A 25,894-nucleotide genomic window follows, 5' to 3' on the forward strand; every position below is an offset into this window, starting at 1 on the left:
CCGAATACCTCTTCTTTGTATACGGCGCCCGTGTTAATGCCGGAGGCCCGACATGTTTACGGCGTGTTGCGAAGTCCTCACACGCTCGCCGGCCCCGGAAAAGCGCAGCCGGTGCACGGCCGTCGCGCGCTCGGTGTGCAGCGCCGTGAGCGCCCGCGCGCGCTCCCCGTCGCCGCGCGCCACCGCGTCGACGATGGCGCCGTGCTCCGTCCAGTAGTCCACCGGGCTCGACGGCGCCTCCACCGCGTACATCCAGGCGATCTTGTGCCGAAGCTGGCTGAGCATCGCGGTCAGCGAGGGGCTGCCCGAGGCCTGGGCGAGCGTCTCGTGGAACCAGCCGCCCAGCGACCGCAGATCGTCGCTGCTGCCCCTGCGGGCCCGCTCCTGGCCCAGCCTGACCAGGCCGCGCAGCACCTTCAGATGGGCCTCGGTGCGCCGCTGGGCGGCCCTGGCGGCCCCGAGCGGCTCCAGCAGCAGGCGCATCTCCAGCAGGTCGGCGGCCTCCTGCTCGGTCGGCTCGGCCACACACGCGCCCGCGTGCCGGCGGGTCACCACGAAGCCCTCGGCCTCCAGGGTGCGCAGGGCCTCGCGGACGGGGACGCGCGAGACGCCGTAGCGGCGGGCCAGGACTTCCTCGGTCAGCCGGCCGCCGCGCTCGTAGACCCCCGCGACGATGTCGTCCCGGATGGCCGTGCACACCGAGTGCGCCGGAATACGCATGACCGACCTCCGCTTTAATCCCCGTGAAACGTCGACGATGGACGCCTGTTCCGTGACTCTATTCCAATGAGCCGGAATTTCCGACGGCGGGCCGGAATCCATGGATATTTTTTGGTCAGCGGATCGGGTGGCGCCCGTGAAAAGACGACGAAAGCCCCGGCTCGGTGAGCCGGGGCTTCGCATGCCAGGCGATGAGGCGTCAGACGTTCACGCCGTGCTTGCGGAGGTAGGCGACGGGGTCGACGTCCGAGCCGTAGTCGGGGGTCGTACGGGCCTCGAAGTGCAGGTGCGGGCCCGTGGTGTTGCCGGTCGCGCCGGACAGGGCGATCTGCTGGCCCGGGGTGACCTGCTGGCCGACCGAGACGCCGATCGACGACAGGTGGCCGTACTGGGTGTACATGCCGTCGGCCATCCTGATCACGATCTGGTTGCCGTACGCGCCGCCCCAGCCGGTGGAGACGACGGTGCCGGAGCCGACCGCGTGCACCGGGGTGCCGCTCGCCGCGTGGAAGTCGATGCCGGTGTGCGAGCCGGAGGACCACAGCGAGCTGCTCGCCTTGTAGCCGGTGGAGACGTAGGAGTTCGCGATCGGGGCGACGAAGGTGTTCATCAGGCGCTTGCGCTCGGCCTCCCGGGCGGCGCGGGTCCTGGCCTCGTGCTCCTCCTTCGCCCTCTTCGCCGCGGCTTCCTCGGCCGCCTTGTGCTCGGCGGCCCGCTGCTGCGCGGCGGCCTGCGCGTCGATGTGCTCGGCCACGTCGTCGCTCAGGGTGAGGACCGGCGTGAGGCCGGTCTGCTCCACGGTGTTCTCGGCGGCGAGCGCCGGGGAGGCGGCCAGGGTGCCGATGACACCGGTGGTGGTGAGGGCTGCGATGCCTGCCGCCTGAGCGGTGGTGCGCTTGACCCGGCCGGGCTTGCGGTGCTTCCCGGTGGCGCACATGAACGCCATGGAGTGGCTGGTCCTTTCCTTCCCTCTCGCCTACCGGGTTAGCTGACGGGTTCGGAGCAGGAAGGTCTCCTACGGGCCCCCTCGCGGAGCGCGGGCGCCCGATTCACCCCAGGGACTGCGTGGGTCCCCGGCTCCCCTGGCTCGCGCCGTGCGGGGACTCGGCGATGGCTGTCCGGTGCCGCGGGTGCGGCGCACTGCTACCGACGAACAGCCCGGGTGACGCTACGTAAGCCTGCTTTCGAACCCCAAACGGATCCGGACTTTTGTAGCGCATCCCACAGGGCAGACAGGCAACCTCCGCCTCAAATCGGGCATCCCGGTAAGGGAGTGAGAACGGCAGGGGCCCTGACGGTCCATAGACCGTCAGGGCCCCACGCGCGTGCGGTTACTCGGCCGCCACGACCGTCACTTCACCGATGCCGAGTGCCTCCACCGGTGCCTTGATCTGGGAGGCGTCACCGACGAGGACGGTCACCAGACGGTCCACCGGGAAGGCGTTCACCACGGCCGCCGTGGCCTCCACCGTGCCCGTCGCGGCCAGCTGCTGATAGAGCGTCGCCTGGAAGTCGTCGGGCAGGTACTGCTCGACCTGGTCGGCCAGCGTGCTCGCGACGGCCGCCGCGGTCTCGTACTTCAGCGGCGCCACCCCGACGAGGTTCTGCACGGCCACGTCCCGCTCGGCGTCGGTCAGACCGTCCGCCGCCAGGGTGCGCAGCACCTTCCACAGGTCCTCCAGCGCCGGGCCGGTGTTGGGGGTGTCCACGGAGCCGCTGATGGCGAGCATCGAGGCGCCCGTGCCGTCCGGTGCGGACCGGAGGACCTGGCCGAAGGAGCGCACACCGTAGGTGTAGCCCTTCTCCTCGCGCAGGACGCGGTCCAGGCGGGAGGTGAGGGTGCCGCCGAGGCAGTAGGTGCCGAGCACCTGGGCGGGCCACACCCGGTCGTGCCGGTCGGGGCCGACGCGGCCGATGAGCAGCTGCGTCTGCACGGCGCCGGGCCGGTCCACGATGACCACGCGCCCGGTGTCGTCGGCGGTCACCGGCGGCACGGGCCGCGGCTCGCCCGGCGTGCCGGTCCAGGCGCCCAGGGTGTCGCCGAGCAGCGCGTCCAGGTCGACCCCGGTGAGGTCGCCGACCACCACCGCGGTGGCCGTGGCGGGGCGTACGTGCCGGCCGTAGAAGGCGCGTACGGCGGCGGCGTCGATCTTCTCGACGGTCTCCTCGGTGCCCTGGCGGAGCCGCGACATGCGCGAGGCCACCGGGAACAGCTCCTTGGAGAGCTCCTTGGCGGCCCGGCGGGAGGGGTTGGCCAGCTCGTGCGGGATCTCGTCCAGGCGGTTGCGGACCAGCCGCTCCACCTCGCTGTCGGCGAAGGCGGGCGCGCGCAGCGCGTCGGCGAGCAGGCCGAGACCCTTGGCCAGGCGCGAGGCGGGGACCTCCAGGCTGAGCCGGACGCCGGGGTGGTCGGCGTGCGAGTCCAGCGTGGCGCCCGCGCGCTCCAGCTCGGCGGCGAACTCCTCGGCGGAGTGCTTGTCGGTGCCCTCGGAGAAGGCCCGCGCCATGATCGTGGCGACGCCGTCCAGGCCGGCCGGCTCGGCGTCCAGGGGCGCGTCCAGCAGCACCTCGACGGCGACGACCTGCTGGCCGGGGCGGTGGCAGCGCAGCACGGTCAGGCCGTTGTCGAGCGCGGTGCGCTCGGGCGCCGGGAACGCCCAGGGCCTGGCCTCGCCGGCCTGCGGCTGGGGATGGAAGTCCATGGTGGCGAGCTCGGTCACTTGGCCGTCTCCTCGTTCTCGTTACCGGCCTCTACGGTGGCTTCCTGCTCCGGGTCCTCGGGAACGTCGGCGTCCGGGGCCTGCTCCGGGGACTTCGGCTCATACACCAGGACCGCCCGGTTGTCGGGGCGCAGACGGGCCTGGGCGACCTCCTGGACCTCCTGCAGGGTCACATCCAGGACGCGCTTGACGGCGGTGAGGGCGAGCTGCGGGTCGCCGAACAGGACGGCGTACCGGCACAGTTCGTCGGCACGGCCGGCGACCGTGCCCAGCCGGTCCAGCCACTCGCGCTCCAACTGGGCCTGGGCGCGCTCCATCTCCTCGGCCGTGGGGCCCTCCTCGGCGAACCGGGCCAGCTCCTCGTCGATGGCGGTCTCGATGACCGGCACCTCGACGTCACCGGAGGTCTTCACGTCCAGCCAGCCCATGGAGGGCGCGCCGGCGAGGCGCAGCAGGCCGAAGCCGGCCGCGACGGCCGTACGGTCGCGGCGGACCAGCCGGTTGTACAGGCGGGAGGACTCGCCGCCGCCGAGGATGGTCAGGGCGAGATCGGCGGCGTCGCACGCGCGCGTGCCGTCGTGCGGAAGGCGGTAGGCGGCCATCAGGGCGCGTGCCGGGACCTCCTCGACGACGACCTCGCGCTTCTGCTCGCCGATGACGTCCGGCAGGGAGCCCTCGCGAGGGGCGGCCTTGCCGTCGTGGGACGGGATGGAACCGAAGTACTTCTCGATCCAGGCGAGGGTCTGCTTGGGGTCGATGTCGCCGACCACGGAGAGCACCGCGTTGTTCGGCGCGTAGTAGGTGCGGAAGAACTGGCGGGCGTCCTCCAGGGTGGCCGCGTCCAGGTCCGCCATCGAGCCGATCGGCGTGTGGTGGTAGGGGTGGCCCTCCGGGTACGACAGGGCGGTCAGCTTCTCGAAGGCGGTGCCGTAGGGCACGTTGTCGTAGCGCTGGCGGCGCTCGTTCTTGACGACGTCCCGCTGGTTCTCCATGGACTCGTCGTCCAGGGCGGCCAGCAGCGAGCCCATGCGGTCGGCCTCCAGCCAGAGCGCCAGCTCCAGCTGGTGGGCGGGCATGGTCTCGAAGTAGTTGGTGCGCTCGAAGCTGGTGGTGCCGTTGAGCGAGCCGCCGGCGCCCTGCACCAGCTCGAAGTGACCGTTGCCCTTGACCTGCGCCGAGCCCTGGAACATCAGGTGCTCGAAAAGGTGAGCCAGGCCGGTACGCCCCTTGACTTCGTGGCGGGAGCCGACGTCGTACCAGAGGCAGACCGCCGCCACCGGGGTCAGGTGGTCCTCGGAGAGCACCACGCGCAGACCGTTGGCCAGGCGGTGCTCGGTCGCTGTCAGGCCCCCGGAGCCTGCCTCGGCTGTGGTCGTGTGACCCATGGGCATGTACATCCCTTCGCGAGCGGAGGCGGTTGTGAAAACCGCGGTTTTCCTGCCGTTCCTGCCACTGTATGCAAACCGTGCGGGGCCTCGGCGAAGTTCCCGCGGGACGTACGCCCACAGCGGATCGCGTAGCCTGCGACTCGCGTGCCCGCAGGACGGCCGGCGGGCACTGTGCGGTGCCGGTCCGGTGCGCCTTGCGGTGCCGGGCGGACCGTGGAAGACCGGGCCATGGCCCCGGTTGTCAGTGCCGCGGTCCACAATGGTCCGCGTCAGATCCATCAAACGCTTCAGTAGCAAGGAGCCGGCAGCGATGGCCCGCCGCAGCACGAAGACCCCGCCGCCCGACGATTCGTACGAGGAGAAGATCCTCGACATCGACGTCGTGGACGAGATGCGTGGCTCCTACCTCGAGTACGCGTACTCGGTCATCTACTCGCGCGCCCTGCCGGACGCCCGTGACGGCCTCAAGCCGGTGCACCGCCGGATCGTGTACCAGATGAACGAGATGGGCCTGCGCCCCGACCGCGGCTATGTGAAGTGCGCGCGTGTCGTCGGCGAGGTCATGGGCAAGCTGCACCCGCACGGCGACGCGTCGATCTACGACGCCCTGGTGCGCATGGCCCAGCCCTTCTCCATGCGCGTGCCGCTGGTCGACGGCCACGGCAACTTCGGCTCGCTGGGCAACGACGACCCCCCGGCCGCCATGCGGTACACGGAGTGCCGGCAGGCCGAGGCGACGAGCCTGATGACCGAGTCGATCGACGAGGACACGGTCGACTTCGCGCCGAACTACGACGGCCAGGAGCGGGAGCCGGTGGCGCTGCCCGCCGCCTTCCCGAACCTGCTGGTCAACGGCTCCTCGGGCATCGCGGTCGGCATGGCGACGAACATGCCGCCGCACAACCTGCGCGAGGTCATCGCGGCCGCCCGCCACCTGATCAGGCACCCGAACGCGGACCTGGACGCGCTCATGAAGCACGTCCCGGGCCCGGACCTGCCCACCGGCGGCCGGATCGTCGGCCTGGACGGCATCCGGGACGCGTACGCGACGGGCCGCGGCACCTTCAAGATGCGCGCGACGGTCTCGGTCGAGACGGTGACCGCCCGCCGCAAGGGCCTGGTCATCACGGAACTGCCCTTCGCGGTCGGCCCGGAGAAGGTCATCGCGAAGATCAAGGACCTGGTCAACAGCAAGAAGGTCCAGGGCATCGCCGACGTCAAGGACCTCACCGACCGCGAGCACGGCCTGCGCCTGGTCATCGAGGTCAAGAACGGCTTCGTGCCGGAGGCGATCCTGGAGCAGCTGTACAAGCTGACCCCGATGGAGGAGTCCTTCGGCATCAACAATGTCGCGCTGGTGGACGGCCAGCCGCTCACGCTGGGCCTGAAGGAGCTGCTGGAGGTCTATCTCGACCACCGCTTCGACGTGGTGCGGCGCCGCAGCGAGTTCCGCCGCGGCAAGAGGCGCGACCGGCTGCACCTGGTCGAGGGTCTGCTGACGGCGCTGGTCGACATCGACGAGGTCATCCGGCTGATCCGGTCCAGCGAGAACTCCGCGCAGGCCAAGGAGCGCCTGATGCAGCGCTTCTCGCTGAGCGAGATCCAGACGCAGTACATCCTCGACACGCCACTGCGCCGGCTCACCAAGTACGACCGCATCGAGCTGGAGGCGGAGAAGGACAGGCTCACCGCGGAGATCGCGGAGCTGACCCGGATCCTGGAGTCCGACGCGGAGCTGCGCAAACTGGTCTCGAACGAACTGGCCGCCGTGGCCAAGAAGTTCGGCACCGACCGGCGTACGGTCCTGCTGGAGTCCGGGGGCGCCCCGGTGGCGGCGGTGCCGCTGCAGGTGGCCGACGACCCGTGCCGGGTGCTGCTGTCCTCGACGGGGCTGCTGGCCCGTACGGCGACGGCGGAGCCGTTCCCGGAGGAGGCCGGCGGGAAGCGCGTCAAGCACGACGTGATCGTCTCGGCGGTCCCGGCGACCGCGCGCGGCGAGATCGGCGCGGTGACCTCGGCGGGCCGGCTGCTGCGCATCAACGTGGTCGACCTGCCCCAGCTGCCGGAGACGGCGACCGCGCCGAACCTCTCCGGAGGCGCGCCGCTGGCGGAGTTCGTCTCCCTGGAGGACGACGAGACGGTGGTCTGCCTGACCACGCTCGACGAGTCGTCCCCGGGCCTGGCGCTCGGCACCGAGCAGGGCGTCGTCAAGCGCGTGGTGCCCGACTACCCGTCCAACAAGGACGAGTTGGAGGTCATCACGCTGAAGGAGGGCGACCGGATCGTCGGCGCGGTGGAGCTGCGCACCGGTGAGGAGGACCTGGTCTTCATCACCGACGACGCGCAGCTGCTGCGCTTCCAGGCGTCCATCGTGCGCCCGCAGGGCCGTCCGGCGGGCGGTATGGCGGGCATCAAGCTCACCGAGGGCGCGAAGGTCATCTCCTTCACCGCGGTCGACCCGGCGGCCGACGCGGTGGTGTTCACGGTCGCGGGCTCGCGCGGCACGCTGGACGACTCGGTGCAGACGACCGCCAAGCTGACGCCGTTCGACCAGTACCCGCGCAAGGGCCGGGCCACGGGCGGTGTGCGCTGCCAGCGGTTCCTGAAGGGCGAGGACTGTCTGTCGCTGGCCTGGGCGGGCGCGGTTCCCGCGCGCGCGGCGCAGAAGAACGGCACCCCGGCGGACCTGCCGGAGCCGGACCCGCGCCGGGACGGTTCGGGCACGTCGCTGCCGAAGACGGTGGCGGTGGTCGCGGGACCGGTGCTCTAGGCGGGCGGATCTTCCAGGTCCGCCTCGTCGGGGCCTTGGACATAGCGCAGGACGCCCCACATGCCGTGTTCGTCGGCGTGTGGGGCGTCGTTCCGGCACCCCTTGAGCTCCTGGCCGAGGGCCTCGCCGTCGATGCCGGAGCCGATCAGCACGAGCTGGGTGAGACGGTCGCCGGCAGCGGCCCAGGGCTCCGGGTAGAAGCGCAGGAACCGGCCGACGGCGTGTACGGCGTACCGGTTGCGCGTGTCGTACGGCCCGAAGTCCACATGGCCCTTGATCCGGTACAGCCCCTCGGGCCGGCTGTCCAGGAACCGCATGAGCCGACGGGGTTCGAGGGGGACCTCCGAGGTGAAGGACAGGCTGTCGTAGCCGGTGTGCAGATGACCGGCGTGCTCATCGTCCCCGGTGTGCTCATGGAGGTCGTCGAAGGACAGCTGCCCGATCCGCTCCTCGCTCGGCCTGCAGTCGAAGAGGAACTCGGGGTCGATACGGCCGTAGGTGGCGGGGACGACGGCGGCCCGGTCGGTGAGCGAGCGGACGAGGGCCAGCACCCCGTCGGCGTCGTCCGCGCGGTCCAGCTTGTTGACGACGACGAGGTCGGCGAGCGCCAGGTGCCGGTCGATCTCGGGGTGCTTCGCGCGCGTGTCGTCGAACTCGGCGGCGTCCACGACCTCGACCAGGCCGCCGTAGACGACTCTCGGGTGCTCGCCGGCCAGCACCATCCGCACGAGTTCCTGTGGCTCGGCGAGCCCGCTGGCCTCGATGACGATCACGTCGATGCCGGTGCCCGGGTCGGCGAGCCGCTCCAGATAGCGGTCGAGTTCGCTTGCGTCGACGGCACAGCACAGGCAGCCGTTGCCGAGCGAGACGGTCGAGTCGCCTAGGGCGCCCGCGACGGCCATCGCGTCGATCTCGATGGCCCCGAAGTCGTTGACGATCGCCCCGATCCGGCTGCCTCCGCTGCGGTGCAGGAGGTGGTTGAGGAGTGTGGTCTTCCCGGAGCCGAGGAAACCGGCGAGCACGACGACCGGGATCTGCTGCGGGCTACGGCTGCTGTCCGGGCTGTTCGCCAGGCTGTTCCCCAACGGGCGACCTCTCTCGTGTGGACCGACTGCCGGTCCAGGATAGGAGGGGCGCCTGGGGCGGGTGCGTCAGCCGGTGACCGGCACCGCGACCGGCGGCGTCGGCCCCACGTACCGCGCGACCGGCCGGATGATCTTCGAGTCGGCCGCCTGTTCCAGGATGTTGGCGCTCCAGCCCACCACCCGCGCCGCGGCGAACGTGGGAGTGAACATCTCGCGGGGCAGTCCGCAGAGTTCCATGACCACGCCGGCGTAGAACTCGACGTTGGTGTGGAGTTCGCGGCCGGGCTTGAGCTCGGCGAGGATCGCCTCGACGCGGCGTTCGACCTCCACCGCGAAGTCCACCCGCGGTCCGCCGAAGCTCTGGGCGATCTCCCGCAGCATCCGGGAACGGGGGTCCTCCGTGCGGTAGATGGCGTGTCCGAAGCCCATGATCCGGTCGCCGGCGAGCACCCGCTCGCGGATCCAGGGCTCGATCCGGTCCGGCGTGCCGATGGCGTCCAGGGTGTCCAGGGCCCGGCTGGGCGCGCCTCCGTGCAGCGGCCCGGACAGGGCGCCCACGGCTCCGGCCAGGCAGGCGGCCACGTCGGCCCCGGTGGAGGCGATGACGCGGGCCGTGAAGGTTGATGCATTGAACCCGTGATCAATGGTTGAGATCAGGTATTGCTCGACCGCACGCGTCCGCCGCGGCTCGGGCTCCTCGCCCGTGAGCATGTACAGGTAGTTGGCCGCGTACGGGAGGTCCTCGCGCGGCTCGACCGGCTCGAGGCCCTGCCCGAGCCGGTACAGCGCGGTGAGCAGCGTGGGTACGGCCGCGCAGACGGCCAGGGTGTCGGCGCGGCGCCGGTCGGCGTCGATGTCGTACACCGGCCGGAGTCCGCGCGCCGAGCCGAGCAGGGACAGGGCCGTGCGCAGCCCGGACAGCGGGCCGGAGACGCGGCTCGCCGCGGCGATCCCGGGCAGCGCCGAGGCCACCTCCTCGGGCAGCCGCCGCAGCGCCGCCGCCTCGGCGGTGAAGGCGGCGCGGCGCTCCGCGTCCGGGAGCGTGCCGTGAACAAGGAGGTGCCAGACGTCCTCGAAGCCACGGGTCCGCGCGAGTTCGACGGCCGAGTACTGGCGGTAGTGGTAGAAGCCCTCGCGCCCCCGGACGTCACCGATCTCGGTCTCGGTGACGACGACGCCGGCGAGGCCGCGCGGTGCGTCGATGTACGGGGCCGCGGTCCTGTTGATCGCCATGATTTCCTCCCTGGACTTGATCCGACTGTCCATGCTTGACGAATTCTTTGTCAACATGGATTGCATCAATACATTCCGATCAACATGTGCAGAGGCGGCTACGGTGACCCCCATGCGCGATCACGAACCCGCTCCCGGCCGTCCCGGGCGCAGGCTGACCACCAAGGAGACCGCCGAACTGCTCGGCGTGAAGCCGGAGACGGTGTACGCGTACGTCAGCCGCGGTCTGCTCAGCAGCAGGCGCGAGCCCGGCGGACGTGCCAGCACCTTCGAGGCGAAGGAGGTCGAGGCCCTCGCCCGGCGCCACCGCCGGGAGGCGGCGGGAACCCCCGGCTCCGGCGGGGACCTGTCCGTCCGGACCCGCGTCACGCTGATCGAGCAGGACCGGTACTACTTCCGGGGCGTGGACGCCGTAGAGCTGGCACTCCGTCACTCCTACGAGGAGGTCGCGGAGTGGCTGTGGACGGGCCGGCTCACCCCGGGCGTGACCTTCTCCGCACCCGCCCCGACCGTCGAGGTGGCGCGCCGCGCGGTGAACGCGCTGTCCGAACACGCCTCCCCCACCGACCGGCTGCGCGTGGCGGCCGTCGCCGCGGCGGCCGAGGACCCGCTGCGCTTCGACCTGTCCGAAGACACCGTGCTGAACACCGCGCGGATCCTGATCCCCACGCTCGTCGACGCGCTGCCGCCGGTCCGGCGCGACCACAAGGACGAGGGCCCGCTCGCCCACCGGCTCTGGGGCCGGCTCACCGGCCACCCCGCCGACGAGGCGTCCCTGCGCGTCCTGGACACCGCGCTCGCCCTGCTCGCCGACCACGATCTGGCCGCCTCCACGCTCGCGGTCCGGGTCGCCGCCTCGGCCCGCGCGCACGCCTACGCGGCCGTCTCGGCCGGGCTCGGCGTCCTGGAGGGCCCGCTGCACGGCGCCGCGAGCGGCAACGCCCACCGCATGCTGCTCGACGTGCTCGACCAGGGCACAGCGGTCCCGGTGATCGCCGACGAGTTGCGCGCGGGCCGCCGGGTCCCGGGGCTCGGCCACCGGCTGTACACCGGCGAGGACCCGCGGGCGAGCGTGCTGTTCGGCCTCCTGGAGCGGGTCCCGCGCGCGGAGTCCGCCCTGCTCGCCGCCCGGGACATCGTCGCCACCACCGCCCGGCGCACCCCGCTGCACGCCAACGTCGACCTGGCCCTGGCGGTGTTCACGGCGTCCAGCGGCATGCCCGCCACGGCCGGCGAGACCATCTTCGCCGTCGCGCGGACCGCGGGCTGGATCGCCCACGCCCTGGAGGAGTACGGCGAGCGCCCGCTGCGCATGCGCCCGGTGGGCCAGTACGTCGGTCCGCGCCCTCCGCAGCCGCTGCCCGCACCGCTCGGCCCCGAAAGCCGCCCGGAGTAGGACACGACCCCGGCCGGAAGTCGCCCCAGGGAGAGTCAGGTTAGGCTCACCTCTGTGAGTAGTTGTGCGACCGTCTCCCGGAGCCTCGACGAGCCCGTTTCCGGTACGGCGGCCACGGCGACGACGTGGCTGCTCCTGGAACAGCCCGGCCCGTGGGGTGCCAAGGCGCTCACTTCGAGCCACCTGGACCCCGCCGTCGGGCGGGCGCTGGAGGCGGCCGCCGAGGGAACCGGCGTACGCGTCGCGCTCATCCGGCGCCCCGGGCGCCATGCCGACCCCGGCACGCGCGCCGTCCGGCAGGTGTACGCCACCCACACCGTGCCGGGCCGCGTCTGGCTGCACAGCGCCACGACCCGCGATCCGCGCCGACTGCTCGGCCTCGACTTCGCCGCCCTCGGAGCGGGCGACCACCGTTCCTTCGGCGCCGCGCTGGGCGGAAGGCCGTACGGCGGCGAGCCGCTCGCGCTCGTGTGCACCAACGGCAAGCGCGACCGCTGCTGTGCTCTCCTGGGCCGTCCCCTCGCCGCCGAACTGTGCGCCTCGGGGGTGCGCGGCGTCTGGGAGGTCACCCACCTGGGTGGCCATCGCTTCTCGCCGACCGTGCTCGTCCTGCCGTACGGCTACGCCTACGGCCGCGCCGAGGCGCACACCATCAAGGAGGCGCTGCACGGCGCGCAGGAGGGGCGCGTGGTGGTCGAGGGGTGCCGCGGCTGCTCCGCCTGGGAACGGCCCGGTCAGGCGGCCGAGCTGGCCGTCCGGTCGGTGGCGGGCGAGTACCGGGCGGGGCTGCTGAGCGTCGTACGGACCGACGGTGCGGCCCCGCGCTGGGAGGTCACCGTCGGACACGCCGACGGCCGCCGCTGGCGGGTGACCGTGGCGCAGGGGGCGTCGCTGCCGCCGCGCCCGGAGAGCTGCGGAGCGGCGGTGCTCGGCACGCCGGCGCGGATGGACGTCGTCGCCGTACGCGAGCTCAGGCCTACGGCGCCGGCGGGCTGAGCGACCGCCCTCCCACAGCGACCGCCTGTTTCAAGAACTGGTCAAGAGATCCCCACCACATCCCCTGGGGCGCGTCCGGTCACCCCACGTACCGTCATGGGCATGAGTCCCACTCCCCCCGCACGCCGTCTGCGCGTGGGTCTGCCGCGGCGGGTGTTCTCGCAGGTGCTGCTGATGCAGGTGGCGATCGCCGGGGGCGTCGCGGTGCTCGCGACCGGACTGTTCCTGGCACCGCTGAGCAGGCAGCTGGACCAGGAGGCGGAGCACCGCGCGCTGGCCATCGCGCAGACGACGGCCCAGGACCCGCAGATCGCGGAGGGCGTGCTGACCACCTCACCGACCGCGAACGGTCCGGTGCAGAAGGAGGCCGAGCGGATCCGACGGGCCACGCACGCGCAGTACATCGTGGTGATGGACCGGCGGGGCATGCGCTGGTCGCACACCACCCTCGCGGAGATCGGCGGGCATGTCTCCACCAACCCCAGGCCGGCTCTGGCCGGTCATGAGGTCATGGAGATCGACAACGGCACCCTGGGCCGCTCGGCCCGCGGCAAGGTGCCGCTGTACGACACCCACCACCGGATCATCGGGGCGGTCTCGGTCGGTATCGCCTACGACAGCGTGCGGGCGCGGCTGATCAGCGCGATCCCGGGCCTGTTCGCGTACGCCGGGGGCGCTCTCGCGGTGGGCGCGCTGGCCGCCTGGCTGATCTCCCGGCGGGTCCAGCGGCAGACCCGGGACCTGGCCTTCTCCGACATCTCGGCGCTGCTCGCGGAGCGCGAGGCGATGCTGCACGGCATCCGTGAGGGCGTGGTCGCCCTCGACCGCGGCGGCCGTGTCCGCCTGCTCAACGACGAGGCGCGGCGGCTGCTCGGCATCGGCGACGAGGCCGTCGGACGGACCCCGGACGAGGCGCTCGGCGCGGGCCGTACGACGGACGTCCTGGCCGGCCGGGTGACCGGCACCGATCTGCTCACCGTGCGCGGCCAGCGCGTGCTGGTCGCCAACCGTATGCCCACCGACGACGGCGGCGCCGTGGCCACCCTGCGCGACCGCACCGAACTGGAACAGCTGGGGCGCGAACTCGACTCCACGCGCGGGCTGATCGACGCCCTGCGCGCCCAGGACCACGAGCACGCCAACCGCATGCACACCATGCTCGGACTGCTGGAGCTGGAGATGTACGACGACGCCGTGGAGTTCGTCGGCGAGGTGGTCGGCGACCACCGGGCCACCGCCGAGCAGGTCACCGAGAAGATCCAGGATCCCCTGCTGGCGGCGCTGCTGGTCGGCAAGGCGACCGTGGCGGCCGAGCGGGGCGTCGCGCTGTGGGTGTCCGAGCACACCCGGCTGCCCGACCGGCTGATCGATCCGCGCGGTCTGGTCACGGTCGTGGGCAACCTGGTGGACAACGCCCTTGACGCGGTCGCCGGCACGCTGCACGCGCGCGTGGAGGTCGAGTTGCGCACCGAGGGCCGTACGGTCGTCCTCAGGGTGCGCGACACGGGCCCCGGGGTCCCGGCGGATCAGCGCGAGTTGATATTCACCGAGGGCTGGTCCACCAAGGAGCCGCCCGCGCACGGCAAACGGGGCCTCGGGCTCTCGCTGGTGCGCCGGCTCGCCCAACGACAGGGCGGAAGCGCGACGGCGGGCGAGGCGGCCGGTGGCGGCGCGGAGTTCACCGTGGTCCTGCCGGAGGCGCTGACCGAGCCGGAGTTGGAGCCCGCGGTGCCCGAGAAGTCCCTGGGGCCCGCTGCCGTCACGGAGGAGGAGGCCCGATGATCGAGGTCCTGGTCGTGGACGACGACACCCGCGTCGCCCGGGTCAACGCCGCGTACGTGGCGAAGGTGCCGGGATTCCACGTGGCCGGCGAGGCGCACAGCGCCGCCGAGGCGCTGCGGCAGGTGGAGAGGCTGCCGCGGCTGGACCTGGTCCTCATGGACCACTACCTGCCCGACGACACCGGCCTCGCGGTCGTCCGCGAGATGCGCCGGCGCGGCCACCAGGCTGACGTGATCATGGTGACGGCGGCGCGGGGCGTGTCGACCGTCCAGGCCGCGATGCGTCAGGGGGCGCTGCAGTACCTGGTGAAACCGTTCGCCTTCGCGGGTCTGCGCGCCAAACTGGAGGCATACGCCCAGTTGCGGCGCACACTGGACGGCGGCGGCGAGGCCGAACAGGCGGACGTGGACCGCATCTTCGGCGCGCTGTCCGCGAGGCCGGCGCCCAAACTGCCCAAGGGGCACTCCCCGACGACGGCAGAACTGGTGCGCCAGGAGCTGATGAACGCCGAGGGTCCGCTGTCCGCCCAGGAGATCGCCGAGCGGACCGGGGTGAGCCGGCAGACGGCCCAGCGGTATCTGAAGCTGCTGGAGCGCACCGGACGGGCGCGGCTGACCCTGAAGTACGGCGACGCGGGCCGCCCGGAACACCGTTACGTGTGGGCGACCCGCGGCTGAGCGGACGTCTGTACTTGACCGCGTCTACTTGGCGGCGTTGACGAACTCGGTGGTGTACGTCTTGCTCAAGTCGACCTTTGCGTTCTTGATGTTCGGGTTGAACGACTTGAGGACCTTCTCAACCGTCTCCGGGCCGCCCTGGGGCATCACGCCGTCGTCGGTGAACATCGGCAGGGTGCTCTTGATGGCCTGGGCGTAGAGCGTCTTGTTGCCCTGGGAGTAGTCGGCGGGCATCTTGGCGGCGATCTCGTCGGCGCTGTGGGTGGACATCCACTTGAGCGTCTTGACGAATGCGTTGACCAACTTCTGGACGGTGTCCTTGTGTCCGTTCACCCAGTCGGTCTGCATGTACAGACTTGACGACGGGTACGGCCCGCCCAGCGCCGTCTGCGAGCCCTCGGGGGTGCGCATGTCGATGAGGACCTTGCCCGCCTTCTTGTCCAGGATCGTCGCGACGGTCGGGTCGGTGGTCATGCCGCCGTCGATCGCCCCCTTCTGGAGGGCCGCGATGAACGTGGGTCCGGCGCCTACGGCGACGGGGGTGAACTCGTTGACCTGCACGCCGTTCTTGACCGCGAGGTACTTGGTGAGGAAGTCGGTGGAGGAACCGAGCCCGGTCACGCCCAGCTTCCGGCCCTTGAAGTCGTTGGGCGACGTGAGGTCGCCGGCCGCCTTGTTCGAGACCACCTCGACCTCGCCGGGCGCGTGCGAGAACTGGACGACCGACTCCACCGACTTGCCCTTGGTCTGGAGGTCGAGGGTGTGGTCGTAGAAGCCGACCGCCCCCTGCACCTGGCCGGAGACGAGCGCGGTCTCGGCCTGGACACCGGCGGGTTCGCTGAGGAGTTGGACATTCAAACCCTCTGCCTGGAAGTAGCCGAGGCGCTGGGTGAGCATCGCGGGCAGATAGATGACCTTGTCCAGGCCGCCGACCATGATCTTGACGGTCTCGCCCTTGCCGCCGCCCCCATCGCTGCCGGTGTCGGCCGTGGAGCTGGCCGCGTCGTTGGCACAGGCGGTGAGCGAGGAGAGCGCCAGCAGGCCGGCTGCGGCCAGGGAGGCGTATCTGGCGGTGTTGCGCATGCGGTTCACGTCCTTGTGAGAGGGCGGTACGGGGAAGGCGTGGGGGACTGGTCCGGGGAGGGGCCCGGGGGCGGGGGCCATGGGTCCCCGGGGGGCGCCAGGCTGGGGCCGGAGATGGATTGGTGAAAGGAGCCGGTCAGCTGTCGGAACCGGAGGGCTTCCAGCGGAAAATGCGGCGCTCGGCGAAGGTCAGCAGCCCCTCGGCGGCGAGGGCGACGACGGCGAGGATGACCATCGCGGCGTAGACGCCGGCTGCGTTGAAGGTGTTCTGCGACTGCGCGACGAGCAGGCCGATGCCCTTGGTCGCGCCGATGTACTCGCCGACGATGGCCCCGATGAGGGCGAAGCCGAAGCTGACGTGGAGGCTGGTGAAGATCCAGGAGGTGGCCGACGGGATGACCACCTGGAGCGTCACGCGGCGGTCGCCGGCGCCCAGGATGCGGGCGTTGGCCACCAGGTTGCGGTCCACCTCCCGGGCGCCCTGGAAGGCGTTGAAGAACACCGGGAAGAACACCAGCACGACGGCGGAGGCGACCTTGGAGGACGGCCCGAGCCCGAACCAGATCAGGAAGATCGGTGCCAGGACGATCCTGGGGATCGAGTTGAGCACCTTGATGTATGGACCAAGGACCTCGGCGAGCAAGCCGATCCGCCCGAGCGCAATACCGAGGAGCACACCGGCGACCACACCGATGACCCAGCCGAGCAGTGCCTCGTAGAGCGTGTACCAGATCTGTTCGCCCAGCGAGCCGAGCGCGGTTCCGTGGGTCACCCAGGTCCAGATCTGGTCCCAGATCTTCGACGGCATCGAGAAGTTGAACGGATCGATGACCTTCGCCCGGGACAGTCCCTCCCACAGGCCGAGGACGGCCACCAGCAGCAGCAAGCGCACAACGGCGACGAGAGCCTTGCGACGACGGGCGGCCTGGGCGCGGGTCTGTGCGCGGTTCGTCTTGTCGGCGGGCTCGGTCGTGGCCGGCGCGACCTGGGCCTCGGGCATGACCTCAGGCGACATGGGCGGCACCCCTCTCACGGGTGATGCGGACCTCTTCGCCGAGGGACTCCCAGATCTCGCGGTAGATCTCGATGAACCGCGGCTCCAGGCGCACCGACTCCACCTTGCGCGGCCGGGGAAGGTCGATCTCGAAGACCTGCTTCACGGTCGCGGGTCCGGCGGTCATCACGACGACCTTGTCGGCGAGCGCGATGGATTCCTCCAGATCGTGGGTGACGAAGACGACGGAGGCGCCCGTGCCCTCCCACAGCTCCAGCAGCTCGTCCGACATCAGGGCCCGGGTCTGCACGTCCAGCGCCGAGAAGGGCTCGTCCATCAGCAGGATCTCGGGGTCGTTGACGAACGTGGCGGCGAGCGCCACGCGCTTGCGCTGACCGCCGGAGAGCTGGTGCGGGTAACGGTCCTCGAAGGCGGCGAGGCCGACGCGGGCCAGCCACTCCCGGGCCTTCTCCTTGGCCTCGGCCTTCGGTACGCCCCGGAAGCGGGGGCCGGCCATAACGTTGGACAGGACCGTGCGCCAGGGGAAGGTGGCGTCCTGCTGGAAGACGAAGCCGACCTTGTCGCCGACGCCGTCGACGGCTTCGCCGGCCACCAGCACCTCGCCCTCGCTGGGCTCCTCCAGGCCGCTGACCAGCGTCAGCGTGGTGGACTTGCCGCAGCCGGTCGGGCCGACGACGGCCACGAACTCACCGCGCTCGACGGTGAGGTCCAGACCGCGCACGGCTGTGTGCAGTCCCCCTGACGGGGTTCTGAAGGTCTTGCTCGCGCCCCGCAGCTCGATGGCGGGGCTGGTGTGTGCGCTCATGGCCCGGGACGGTAGGTGTGGCCCCGGCCACAGCAGGAGTCTTGTGAGCGCAAGCCGTTCTTTTGTTCGCAAGAGCCTGTTGTGCTCTTTTTGCTCGCGCTACAACTGCGGAGCCGAAACACGGGCTTAACGCTCGTCGGCCTTGAAGGAGAGGCCTGATGATTGACGTCCTGGTCGTGGACGACGACTTCCGCGTCGCTGAGATAAACGCCAAGTACGTGGGGAAGGTTCCCGGCTTCCGGGTGACCGCCCGCGCGCACAGCGCTGCCCAGGCCCTGGCCGCCGTAGAACGCGGCACCATCGACCTGGTCCTGCTCGACCACTATCTGCCGGACCAGACGGGTCTCGATCTCGTGCACCTCATGCGGGAGCAGGGCCACGGCACGGACGTCATCATGATCACCGCGGCCAGCGATGTGGCGACCGTGCAGCAGGCGATGCGCCTGGGCGCCCTGCACTACCTGGTCAAACCCTTCACCTTCGCCGCCCTGCGCACCCGCCTGGACTCCTACGCGGCGCTGCGTCGCACGGTGGACCGGGTGGGCGGCCGCGGCCTGACCGGACAGGAGCAGGTCGACCGGATCTTCGGGGCGCTGCGGACGTCTCCCGCCCCCTCCACGCCCGGCGTGCCGAGTGGCCACTCGGCGCCCACGACCGACCTGATCTGCAGCGTCCTGCACCGCGCCGACCAGCCGCTGTCCGCCCACGAGGTGGCCGCCAGGACCGGCCTGAGCCGCTCCACCGCCCAGCGCTATCTCCGTCACCTGGAACAGGCCGGCCGGCTCCGGCTCTCCCTGAAGTACGGCGACACCGGCCGGCCGGAGCACCGGTACGCCTGGGTGGCGCCGTAGCGATCCGTGCGCGGCGCCGGTGACCGGCTACACGGCGCCGGCGCCGGTCAGCGACCGGACCTCCGTCTCGGCGTACTTGGCCTCGTCCGCGACCTCCGCGGAGGTGACCGTGCCGAGCCAGCCGGCGAGGAAGCCGAGCGGGATGGAGACGATGCCCGGGTTCTGCAGCGGGAAGTACTGGAAGTCGACCCCCGGGAATAGCGAGGTGGGGCTGCCGGACACCACCGGGGAGAGCAGCACCAGTCCGAGCGCCGGGATCAGCCCGCCGTACACGGCCCATACCGCGCCGCGGGTGGTGAAGCCGCGCCAGAACAGCGAGTACAGCAGCACCGGGAGGTTCGCCGAAGCGGCGACGGCGAAGGCGAGGCCGACGAGGAAGGCGACATTGAGGTCACGGGCCAGCAGACCGAGTGCGATCGCCACGACACCGATGCCGACCGCCGCCCAGCGCGCCACCGCCACTTCGCTGCGCGCCTTGCCTCGCGAGCGCCGCAGCGACGCGTACAGGTCGTGCGCCACCGACGCCGACGAGGCGAGGGTGATGCCGGCGACCACGGCGAGGATCGTCGCGAAGGCGACTGCGGCGACGACCGCGAACAGGACCGTGCCACCGGTGGAGCCCGCGCCACCGCCCAGGTCGAGGGCGAGCAGCGGCACCGCGGTGTTCCCGGCCGCGTTCGAGCCGCGCACCGCATCCGTGCCCACCACCGCAGCCGCCCCGAAGCCGAGGACGATCGTCATCAGATAGAAGCCGCCGATCAGCCCGATGGACCACACCGCGGAACGGCGGGCGGCACGCGCGGTGGCCACGGTGTAGAAGCGAGACAGGATGTGCGGCAGTCCGCCCGTGCCCAGCACGAGGGCGAGTCCCAGGCTGATGAAATCGAGGCGAGCGGTCCAGGTCCCGCCGTACTTCAGACCCGGGGCCAGGAACGCCCTTCCATGACCGCTGCGGTCCGCGGCCGTGAGCAGCAGGCGGTCGACATCGCCGTGGAAGCGGAGCAGAACGAGGACGCTCAGCGCGATGGTGCCGCTCAGCAGCAGCACCGCCTTGACGATCTGGATCCAGGTGGTGGCCCGCATCCCTCCCAACGACACATAGATCACCATGAGCGCGCCGACCCCGATGACCGCCCAGGCCTGCTCGGCCCCGCTCGTCCGCCCCAGCAGCAGCGCCACCAGACTGCCCGCCCCGACCATTTGCGCCACCAGATACAGAACGGACACCGTGACCGAGGAAGTTCCCGCGGCGATCCGCACCGGCCGCTCGCTCATCCGCGCGGCCACCACGTCGGCCAGGGTGAACCGCCCGCAGTTGCGTACCAGTTCAGCCACCAGGAACAGCACGACCAACCAGGCCACCAGGAAGCCCACGACGTACAGCATCCCGTCGTACCCGTACAGCGCGATGAGCCCGGTGACCCCCAGGAAGGAGGCGGCCGACACATAGTCACCCGCGATGGCAAAACCATTCTCCATGGGAGAGAACAGCCGCCCTCCGGCATAGAACTCCTCCGCCGAACCACGCCGCCGACGGCTCACCCACGTCGTGATCCCGAGAGTGACGGCCACAAAAACGCTGAACAGCAGCAGCGCCAGCGTCTGATGCTCACCGGTCACGAGGCACCTCCCGCACTTCGCGGGTCAGTTCCTGGGTGTCCCAGCGCAGCTCCAGCGCCGCCCGGTCCCGACGGAGCCGCGCGTGCCGTGCGTAGGCCCAGGTGAGCAGGAACGTGGTGAGGAACTGTCCGAGCCCGGCCAGCATGGCCACGTTCACCGCGCCCGCCACGGGGCGGGCCATGAGCCCCGGCGCGGTCGTGGCGGTGACCACATAGCCCACGTACCAGGCGAGGAAGGCGGCGACTCCCGGCACGACGAACCGCCGGTACCTGGTGCGCACCTCCTGGAAGTCAGCGCTGCGCTGCACCTCGACGTACGCATCACGTGCGCGCACCGCCGCTCCGCTCCGCTCCCCGCGTGCGGGTGGCACCGCCGGCGTCGGCACGCCGGTACCGTCCAGTTCGCCCCAGCCGGAGGCCAGTGCGTCGTACCAAGGGTCTTCGTACGCCTCGTCGCGGGAGGGCGCGCCGTGGTCTTGCCGGTTCTCGGCCGAACTCTCGGGACCGTCCCCGGCTCCATGGGCACGACCGTTGCTTGACTGCATGCCCAAGGATGGACAGATCGGGAAGATCCCTGACTCTTCTTCCTCGGGCTCTTCACCCCATCAGGTGATTCACTGTGCGGGCGGTCTCACCAGCCCCTTGCTGTAGGCGTAACGCACCGCCTGCGCCCGGTCCTTGAGGCCCGTCTTGGCGAAGAGATTGTTGATGTGTGTCTTCACAGTCGCGGTCGACACATGCAGCTTGCGGGCGATCTCCTGATTGCTGAGCCCTTCGGCGATCAGCAGCAGTACCTCTGTCTCCCGCGCGGTCAGTCCGTCGGGCGGCGCCTGGACGGTCGCCGGCGGGCTGGGCTCGGGCTGCGACAGCCGCTCCAGCAACCGGCGCTGGACACTCGGCGACAGACCCGCGTCCCCCGAGAGCACGCTCTCCACTGCACGCACGATCTCGTCACCGCCCGCGTCCTTGGTCAGATAACCCCGCGCGCCGGCGCGCAGTGCCGGGAACAGCGACTCCTCGTCCGCGTACGTGGTGAGCACCACGACCTGGGTCCCGGGGTACTGCGCCCGGATCCGCCGGGTGGCCTCGACACCGTCGCAGCGGGGCATCCTGAGATCCATCAGGACGACGTCCGGGGCCAGTTCCCCGACCAGCCGCACCGCCTCCTCGCCGTCTCCCGCGGCACCCACGACCTCCACTCCGGGCAGCAGCCCGAGCAGCATCACGATGCCCTCCCGGACCACGGTCTGGTCGTCGGCGACCACGACCCGTGCGGGACTCTTCTCCCCCTCCGTCTCCGTCATACAGGCACCTTCAGCGTCACCACGAACCCCTCCTCCTGCGGCCGCGCGTCCAGTGAGCCGCCCAGCAGCTCGGCCCGCTCGCGCATCCCCAGCAGACCGTACCCGGCTCCGGACCCCGTGAGTTCGCCCGGCCGCCCGCCCGTGTCCCGTACGTCCAGCCTCACTTCGTGCTCGCTGTAGTCGAGTCGCAGGTGCACCTTGGCGCCCTGTGCGTGCTTGCGGACGTTCGTCAGCGCCTCCTGGGCGACTCTGCGCACGGCCTGGGAGGCCTCGGCCGGCAGGGGTCTGCGCTCACCCGTCACGGTGACCTCGGCGCCATCGGCCCCGCTGACGAGTTCGCTCAGGAAGTCCTCCAGCGGGGTCAGATCGCCCCGCAGCGCGGACAGGGCCTGCCGGGTCTCGGCGAGTCCGTCGCGGGCCATGCCCCGGGCAGCCACCACCCGCTCCAGGATGCGTTCTCGGTCCGCCCCCTTCTCGATCAGCAGCCGGGCCGCCTCCAGGTGCACCAGTTGCGCCGAGAGGCTGTGGGCCAGCACGTCGTGGATCTCCCGTGCGATGCGGGCTCGCTCGGCCAGCGCCGCGGACTCCGCCTCGGCCGCCCGGGCTGCGCGCTCCTGGGCCAGCAGTTGCTGCGCATGGCCGCGGGCTTCGGCGTCCAGCCGAAGGACGTATCCAGCGAGGGCCATGCCCGCGACCGAGGTGGCCGTGGTCAGCCAGACGTCGTTGTTGAAAGCGGAATATGCTGCCAGGCCCACCGAGGTCACCGGCGCCGCGGCCGCGAGCGGCAGCCGCTCCAGGGCGCCGATCCCACAGCCGCACCAGATCACGAGGGCCGGCCCCCTGAATCCCGTGGCCTCGGCCGCGACCGCGATGCCCATGAGGGCGCCCATCAGCGTCAAGGAGGGCACCAACCGGTGCTGGTAGGTGGTCCGGAAGAAAGCCCAGGCCAGGAGGGCGGCGACAAGGACCCCGGCCATCGCACCGAGAGCGCCCCAGAGACCGACGTGCCTCTGGTTGTACGCGCCCCACAGGAGCATGCCGATCACCAGGCATCTGACGGACCAGGCGATCAGACGCCGGGGCCGGGTGGTTCCCTCGCGGCCGAGGGCCTCTCGTGACGGCCAGCGCGTCCAGGCGTTTTCCTTCACGCGCGCTCCCTCCATACCGACCGCGTGCCGTCACCGTACGCCGGGGCAGGGTGGTCCGCGGTGCCGAGGGCCTGCGCCCGCCAGACGAGGATTCCGCCGCGAACCAGCAGGGTGACGGCGAGAGCGCACATCAGGGCGGAACTGTTCTGGTGCAGGCCGAGTACGGCGCCGATGGCGTAGATACCGATGCGCAGGGCTATGCCCACGATCCATACCGCGACGCCGGCCTTGGTGCTCTTGGTCCACACGACGCCGTCCGGTTCCCTCCAGACGCGGGTCGTCCAGGCCCAGCCGGCACCGGTGGCCACACCGATGATCAGCTCCACCGCGAGCAGCGCGGCGGATTCCGCATGATGGTGGGCGTCGAGAATGCCGGGCTCGCGCAGCGCGACGGCGGCAAGGACCACAGGGATCAGCCACCAGCGCCGGTCGGTGTTGGTCGCGCGGGCGCGAAACTGCCGCACGATCACTATGGCGGCGACGGCCACGATCACCAGCGCGTTGACGAGCCCGGACATCAAAGCCTCCGTGAGCGAGAAGGTGGTGCCGGGAGCGGGTGCTGCCGACACCTACGAAGCTACGGAAAAGCGCAGGTCGGGAGATCGGAGCGGGGGTGGATCACGGGTGGAAACCTGGAGCGGCTCGTCTCCACCCACGGGTGTAGATCCCGCGGGTGCGCAGACCGGGCCGGTGCAAAGGCCGGGAGTGCCGGTGCCGGGGTGAGCGGGGAATCCGGCACCACCTCCGATGCCGGTTGACCGCCAGAAGAGCCGGGACCTCCCACTGCTCACGACGACTCGGACGGGAACGAGGGGGGCTGATACAAGCGCCGCCGAACGCCCGCGAGCCCCAGACCGCACCGCAGCCGACGCCGCCGGTACGATGCCGGGTGCGCGGCCGGCGTCCAGCGGCCGGTCGTCGCGGTCGAAGACACCGTCTGCCGTGTCCAGGCCATGGCTCACCGGCCACCGCACCCGACCGTCGAAGGAAGACCACGCGACCACCGGCGAAAGCCCCAGCCGCGGAGGCAGACCACCGTTCCCCTCCCCCGCCGGCCGATCCCTGCCGCCCCGGCCGACCAGGTCAGCCCACCTCGGGCAAGCCCCGTCGGCCGAGGCCCGGTGCAGCGGCTACGCGTCGATGCGCGACCGGTCCAGTGTCGCCGCCGAGCCGGAGATGAACTCCTTGCGCGGCGCCACGTCGTTGCCCATCAGCAGATCGAAGACCTGCTCGGCGGCCTCCAGGTCGGACAGGTTGATCCTGCGCAGCGTGCGGTGACGCGGGTCCATCGTGGTCTCGGCCAGCTGGTCGGCGTCCATCTCACCCAGACCCTTGTAGCGCTGGATCGAGTCCTTGTACCGGATGCCCTTGCTCTGGAACTCCATGAGCTTGTCACGCAGCTCACGGTCGGAGTACGTGTAGACGTACTTGTCCTGGCCCTTCTTCGGCTGGACGATCTCGATGCGGTGCAGCGGCGGCACCGCGGCGAAGACCCGGCCGGCCTCGACCATCGGCCGCATGTAGCGCTGGAACAGCGTGAGCAGCAGGCAGCGGATGTGGGAACCGTCCACATCGGCGTCGGTCATCATGATGATCTTGCCGTAGCGGGCCTGGTCGATGTCGAAGGTCCGGCCCGAGCCCGCCCCTATGACCTGGATGATCGCGCCGCACTCGGCATTCTTGAGCATGTCGGTCACCGACGACCGCTGCACGTTGAGGATCTTGCCGCGGATCGGCAGCAGGGCCTGGAACTCGGAGTTCCGCGCCAGCTTGGCCGTACCGAGCGCAGAGTCGCCCTCGACGATGAACAGCTCGCTGCGGTCGACGTCGTCGCTGCGGCAGTCGGCGAGCTTCGCCGGCAGGGACGAGGACTCCAGGGCGGTCTTCCGGCGCTGGGCGTCCTTGTGCTGGCGGGCCGCGACACGCGTACGGGCGGCGGCCACCACCTTCTCCATGACGACCCGGGCCTGCGCGGCGGCGTCCCGCTTCGTGCTGGTCAGGAACGCCTTCAGCTCCTTGGTGACCACGTTGTTCACGATGCGGCGGGCCGCCGAGGTACCCAGGACCTCCTTGGTCTGACCCTCGAACTGCGGCTCGGCCAGGCGCACGGTCACGACGGCGGTCAGGCCCTCCAGGGCGTCGTCCTTGACGATGTTGTCCTCGGCCACCCGCAGCAGCTTCTTGGCGCGCAGCACGTCGTTGAACACGCCCGTCACGGACTGCTCGAAGCCGGAGACGTGGGTGCCGCCCTTGGGGGTGGCGATGATGTTGACGAAGGACCGGATGGTGGTGTCGTACCCGGTGCCCCAGCGCATCGCGATGTCCACACCCAGTTCACGAGTGACCTCGGTGGGGGTCATCTGGCCGTGCTCGTCGAGGACGGGGACGGTCTCCTTGAAGGTGCCCTTGCCCGAGAAGCGGATGACATCGCAGACCGGCTTGTCGCCCGCCAGGTACTCGCAGAACTCGCTGATGCCGCCGTCGAAGCGGAAGGACTCCTCGCCCTTGCTGCCGCCCTCTCCCAGACCGAATTCGTCGCGCACGATGATCGTCAGACCCGGCACCAGGAAGGCGGTCTGCCGGGCGCGCTGGTGCAGGTTCTCCAGGGAGAGCTTGGCGTCCTTGAGGAAGATCTGGCGGTCGGCCCAGTACCGCACGCGCGTGCCGGTGCGGGTCTTGGGGATCTTCTTGGTCTTGCGCAGGCCGCTCTTGGCCTCGAACTTCGCGTCGGCGCCGTCTGCCGCGAAGGCGCCCGGCACGCCACGCCGGAAGCTGATGGCGTGCGTGTGGCCGCCGCGGTCCACCTCGACGTCGAGGCGGGCGGAGAGGGCGTTCACCACGGAGGCGCCGACGCCGTGCAGACCGCCGGAGGCGGCGTACGAGCCGCCGCCGAACTTGCCGCCCGCGTGCAGCTTGGTCATGACGACCTCGACGCCGGACAGGCCGGTCCTGGGCTCGACGTCCACAGGGATGCCACGACCGTTGTCGCGCACCTCCACGGAACCGTCGTCGTGGAGGATCACCTCGATGCGGTCGCAGACACCCGCGAGGGCCTCGTCCACGGAGTTGTCGATGATCTCCCACAGGCAGTGCATCAGACCACGACTGTCGGTCGAGCCGATGTACATGCCCGGGCGCTTGCGTACGGCCTCGAGGCCCTCGAGGACGAGCAGGTGCCGCGCGGTGTAGTTGGAACCGTCCCGGTCTGCTCCTGCCAGCAGCGCTGTGGACGGCACGGACGTATCGGCGGTCACGCGGTTCGCTCCTCGCTGAATTTCAGTTTGCCCCCTACTGGGTAAGGG

Annotated in this window: 21 protein-coding genes and 1 riboswitch; of the genes, 6 read left to right on the forward strand and 15 right to left on the reverse strand. The window is 71.0% G+C overall.

What is annotated here, in order from left to right; all coding sequences use genetic code 11:
• Nucleotides 1-33: 33 nt before the first annotated feature.
• From ACFYOH_RS13460 to ACFYOH_RS13475, 4 genes are all read right to left on the reverse strand, one after another.
• Nucleotides 34-720: a GntR family transcriptional regulator gene (locus ACFYOH_RS13460; RefSeq protein ID WP_388624873.1), complete on the reverse strand. Its 687-nt coding sequence runs from the start codon at nucleotides 718-720 to the stop codon at nucleotides 34-36.
• Nucleotides 721-919: 199 nt separating this feature from the next.
• Nucleotides 920-1,666, reverse strand: a complete 747-nt coding sequence (locus ACFYOH_RS13465) for a M23 family metallopeptidase (RefSeq protein WP_388624875.1) — start codon at nucleotides 1,664-1,666, stop codon at nucleotides 920-922.
• A 12-nt stretch (nucleotides 1,667-1,678) separates the two neighbouring features.
• Nucleotides 1,679-1,840, reverse strand: a riboswitch (cyclic di-AMP (ydaO/yuaA leader).
• 211 nt (nucleotides 1,841-2,051) lie between these two features.
• Nucleotides 2,052-3,440 carry a M16 family metallopeptidase gene (locus ACFYOH_RS13470; protein WP_388624878.1) on the reverse strand — a complete coding sequence of 463 codons (1,389 nt, stop codon included), beginning with the start codon at nucleotides 3,438-3,440 and terminating at the stop codon, nucleotides 2,052-2,054.
• On the reverse strand, nucleotides 3,437-4,831 hold the full coding sequence (locus ACFYOH_RS13475; protein WP_388624881.1) for a M16 family metallopeptidase: 1,395 nt from the start codon (nucleotides 4,829-4,831) through the stop codon (nucleotides 3,437-3,439). The genes ACFYOH_RS13470 and ACFYOH_RS13475 overlap by 4 nt, the downstream gene beginning before the upstream one ends.
• 307 nt (nucleotides 4,832-5,138) lie before the next feature.
• On the opposite strand from ACFYOH_RS13475, the gene ACFYOH_RS13480 reads away from it, so the two are divergent.
• Nucleotides 5,139-7,598, forward strand: a complete 2,460-nt coding sequence (locus ACFYOH_RS13480) for a DNA topoisomerase (ATP-hydrolyzing) subunit A (RefSeq protein WP_388624883.1) — start codon at nucleotides 5,139-5,141, stop codon at nucleotides 7,596-7,598.
• Here the strand turns inward: ACFYOH_RS13480 and ACFYOH_RS13485 are convergent.
• The gene (locus ACFYOH_RS13485) at nucleotides 7,595-8,683 is read right to left on the reverse strand and encodes a CobW family GTP-binding protein (protein ID WP_388624886.1); all 1,089 of its coding nucleotides are present in this window, start codon (nucleotides 8,681-8,683) and stop codon (nucleotides 7,595-7,597) included. The genes ACFYOH_RS13480 and ACFYOH_RS13485 overlap by 4 nt on opposite strands.
• A 66-nt stretch (nucleotides 8,684-8,749) precedes the next feature.
• Nucleotides 8,750-9,916, reverse strand: a complete 1,167-nt coding sequence (locus tag ACFYOH_RS13490; RefSeq protein WP_388624889.1) for a citrate synthase/methylcitrate synthase — start codon at nucleotides 9,914-9,916, stop codon at nucleotides 8,750-8,752.
• A 112-nt stretch (nucleotides 9,917-10,028) separates the two neighbouring features.
• On the opposite strand from ACFYOH_RS13490, the gene ACFYOH_RS13495 reads away from it, so the two are divergent.
• The 4 genes from ACFYOH_RS13495 (at nucleotide 10,029) to ACFYOH_RS13510 (ending at nucleotide 14,767) form a co-directional block, all read left to right on the forward strand.
• Complete coding sequence (locus ACFYOH_RS13495; RefSeq protein ID WP_388624891.1) at nucleotides 10,029-11,312, forward strand: citrate synthase; 1,284 nt, start codon at nucleotides 10,029-10,031, stop codon at nucleotides 11,310-11,312.
• A gap of 54 nt (nucleotides 11,313-11,366) precedes the next feature.
• Nucleotides 11,367-12,308, forward strand: a complete 942-nt coding sequence (locus ACFYOH_RS13500; protein ID WP_388624894.1) for a sucrase ferredoxin — start codon at nucleotides 11,367-11,369, stop codon at nucleotides 12,306-12,308.
• Between the two features lie 102 nt (nucleotides 12,309-12,410).
• Nucleotides 12,411-14,090 carry an ATP-binding protein gene (locus ACFYOH_RS13505; RefSeq protein ID WP_388624896.1) on the forward strand — a complete coding sequence of 560 codons (1,680 nt, stop codon included), beginning with the start codon at nucleotides 12,411-12,413 and terminating at the stop codon, nucleotides 14,088-14,090.
• The gene (locus ACFYOH_RS13510) at nucleotides 14,087-14,767 is read left to right on the forward strand and encodes a response regulator (RefSeq protein WP_388624899.1); all 681 of its coding nucleotides are present in this window, start codon (nucleotides 14,087-14,089) and stop codon (nucleotides 14,765-14,767) included. The genes ACFYOH_RS13505 and ACFYOH_RS13510 overlap by 4 nt, the downstream gene beginning before the upstream one ends.
• Before the next feature lie 24 nt (nucleotides 14,768-14,791).
• Here ACFYOH_RS13510 and ACFYOH_RS13515 read toward each other — a convergent pair whose 3' ends face one another.
• The 3 genes from ACFYOH_RS13515 to ACFYOH_RS13525 all read right to left on the reverse strand — a co-directional run bounded on the left by ACFYOH_RS13515 (nucleotide 14,792) and on the right by ACFYOH_RS13525 (nucleotide 17,670).
• The gene (locus ACFYOH_RS13515) at nucleotides 14,792-15,850 is read right to left on the reverse strand and encodes an ABC transporter substrate-binding protein (protein ID WP_388624902.1); all 1,059 of its coding nucleotides are present in this window, start codon (nucleotides 15,848-15,850) and stop codon (nucleotides 14,792-14,794) included.
• Nucleotides 15,851-15,986: 136 nt separating this feature from the next.
• Nucleotides 15,987-16,865: an ABC transporter permease gene (locus tag ACFYOH_RS13520; RefSeq protein ID WP_388624904.1), complete on the reverse strand. Its 879-nt coding sequence runs from the start codon at nucleotides 16,863-16,865 to the stop codon at nucleotides 15,987-15,989.
• Nucleotides 16,855-17,670 (reverse strand): ABC transporter ATP-binding protein, encoded by an 816-nt coding sequence (locus ACFYOH_RS13525; RefSeq protein ID WP_388624907.1) that lies wholly within the window; start codon nucleotides 17,668-17,670, stop codon nucleotides 16,855-16,857. The genes ACFYOH_RS13520 and ACFYOH_RS13525 overlap by 11 nt, the downstream gene beginning before the upstream one ends.
• A gap of 158 nt (nucleotides 17,671-17,828) precedes the next feature.
• Here ACFYOH_RS13525 and ACFYOH_RS13530 point away from each other — a divergent pair, with 158 nt between their 5' ends.
• Nucleotides 17,829-18,521: a response regulator gene (locus tag ACFYOH_RS13530; protein WP_388624909.1), complete on the forward strand. Its 693-nt coding sequence runs from the start codon at nucleotides 17,829-17,831 to the stop codon at nucleotides 18,519-18,521.
• 27 nt (nucleotides 18,522-18,548) lie between these two features.
• On the opposite strand, the gene ACFYOH_RS13535 is transcribed toward ACFYOH_RS13530, so the two are convergent.
• From ACFYOH_RS13535 to ACFYOH_RS13560, 6 genes are all read right to left on the reverse strand, one after another.
• Nucleotides 18,549-20,141, reverse strand: a complete 1,593-nt coding sequence (locus tag ACFYOH_RS13535) for a cation acetate symporter (RefSeq protein ID WP_388624911.1) — start codon at nucleotides 20,139-20,141, stop codon at nucleotides 18,549-18,551.
• Complete coding sequence (locus tag ACFYOH_RS13540) at nucleotides 20,131-20,685, reverse strand: DUF485 domain-containing protein (RefSeq protein WP_388624912.1); 555 nt, start codon at nucleotides 20,683-20,685, stop codon at nucleotides 20,131-20,133. Before ACFYOH_RS13540 ends, ACFYOH_RS13535 begins: the two co-directional genes overlap by 11 nt.
• 69 nt (nucleotides 20,686-20,754) lie before the next feature.
• Entirely contained in the window at nucleotides 20,755-21,444 is a 690-nt protein-coding gene (locus tag ACFYOH_RS13545; RefSeq protein WP_388624914.1) for a response regulator, read from the reverse strand.
• A complete protein-coding gene (locus ACFYOH_RS13550) occupies nucleotides 21,441-22,592 on the reverse strand; it encodes a sensor histidine kinase (protein ID WP_388624917.1) in 1,152 nt (383 codons plus the stop codon). Before ACFYOH_RS13550 ends, ACFYOH_RS13545 begins: the two co-directional genes overlap by 4 nt.
• A complete protein-coding gene (locus tag ACFYOH_RS13555; RefSeq protein WP_388624920.1) occupies nucleotides 22,589-23,110 on the reverse strand; it encodes a DUF1453 domain-containing protein in 522 nt (173 codons plus the stop codon). The genes ACFYOH_RS13550 and ACFYOH_RS13555 overlap by 4 nt, the downstream gene beginning before the upstream one ends.
• Nucleotides 23,111-23,722: 612 nt before the next feature.
• Nucleotides 23,723-25,846: a type IIA DNA topoisomerase subunit B gene (locus ACFYOH_RS13560; protein WP_388624923.1), complete on the reverse strand. Its 2,124-nt coding sequence runs from the start codon at nucleotides 25,844-25,846 to the stop codon at nucleotides 23,723-23,725.
• Between the last annotated feature and the right edge of the window lie 48 nt (nucleotides 25,847-25,894).

The sequence above is a fragment of the Streptomyces sp. NPDC007856 genome (assembly GCF_042868225.1).
GTDB lineage: Bacteria > Actinomycetota > Actinomycetes > Streptomycetales > Streptomycetaceae > Streptomyces.

Excerpts from the sequence above, each read along its gene's own strand:
- ACFYOH_RS13460 (WP_388624873.1), bottom strand. The coding sequence starts at position 720 with ATGCGTATTCCGGCGCACTCGGTGTGCACGGCCATCCGGGACGACATC.
- ACFYOH_RS13465 (WP_388624875.1), bottom strand. The coding sequence starts at position 1,666 with ATGGCGTTCATGTGCGCCACCGGGAAGCACCGCAAGCCCGGCCGGGTC.
- ACFYOH_RS13475 (WP_388624881.1), bottom strand. The coding sequence starts at position 4,831 with ATGCCCATGGGTCACACGACCACAGCCGAGGCAGGCTCCGGGGGCCTG.
- ACFYOH_RS13480 (WP_388624883.1), top strand. The coding sequence starts at position 5,139 with ATGGCCCGCCGCAGCACGAAGACCCCGCCGCCCGACGATTCGTACGAG.
- ACFYOH_RS13490 (WP_388624889.1), bottom strand. The coding sequence starts at position 9,916 with ATGGCGATCAACAGGACCGCGGCCCCGTACATCGACGCACCGCGCGGC.
- ACFYOH_RS13495 (WP_388624891.1), top strand. The coding sequence starts at position 10,029 with ATGCGCGATCACGAACCCGCTCCCGGCCGTCCCGGGCGCAGGCTGACC.
- ACFYOH_RS13505 (WP_388624896.1), top strand. The coding sequence starts at position 12,411 with ATGAGTCCCACTCCCCCCGCACGCCGTCTGCGCGTGGGTCTGCCGCGG.
- ACFYOH_RS13510 (WP_388624899.1), top strand. The coding sequence starts at position 14,087 with ATGATCGAGGTCCTGGTCGTGGACGACGACACCCGCGTCGCCCGGGTC.
- ACFYOH_RS13515 (WP_388624902.1), bottom strand. The coding sequence starts at position 15,850 with ATGCGCAACACCGCCAGATACGCCTCCCTGGCCGCAGCCGGCCTGCTG.
- ACFYOH_RS13520 (WP_388624904.1), bottom strand. The coding sequence starts at position 16,865 with ATGTCGCCTGAGGTCATGCCCGAGGCCCAGGTCGCGCCGGCCACGACC.
- ACFYOH_RS13525 (WP_388624907.1), bottom strand. The coding sequence starts at position 17,670 with ATGAGCGCACACACCAGCCCCGCCATCGAGCTGCGGGGCGCGAGCAAG.
- ACFYOH_RS13530 (WP_388624909.1), top strand. The coding sequence starts at position 17,829 with ATGATTGACGTCCTGGTCGTGGACGACGACTTCCGCGTCGCTGAGATA.
- ACFYOH_RS13540 (WP_388624912.1), bottom strand. The coding sequence starts at position 20,685 with ATGCAGTCAAGCAACGGTCGTGCCCATGGAGCCGGGGACGGTCCCGAG.
- ACFYOH_RS13545 (WP_388624914.1), bottom strand. The coding sequence starts at position 21,444 with ATGACGGAGACGGAGGGGGAGAAGAGTCCCGCACGGGTCGTGGTCGCC.
- ACFYOH_RS13555 (WP_388624920.1), bottom strand. The coding sequence starts at position 23,110 with ATGTCCGGGCTCGTCAACGCGCTGGTGATCGTGGCCGTCGCCGCCATA.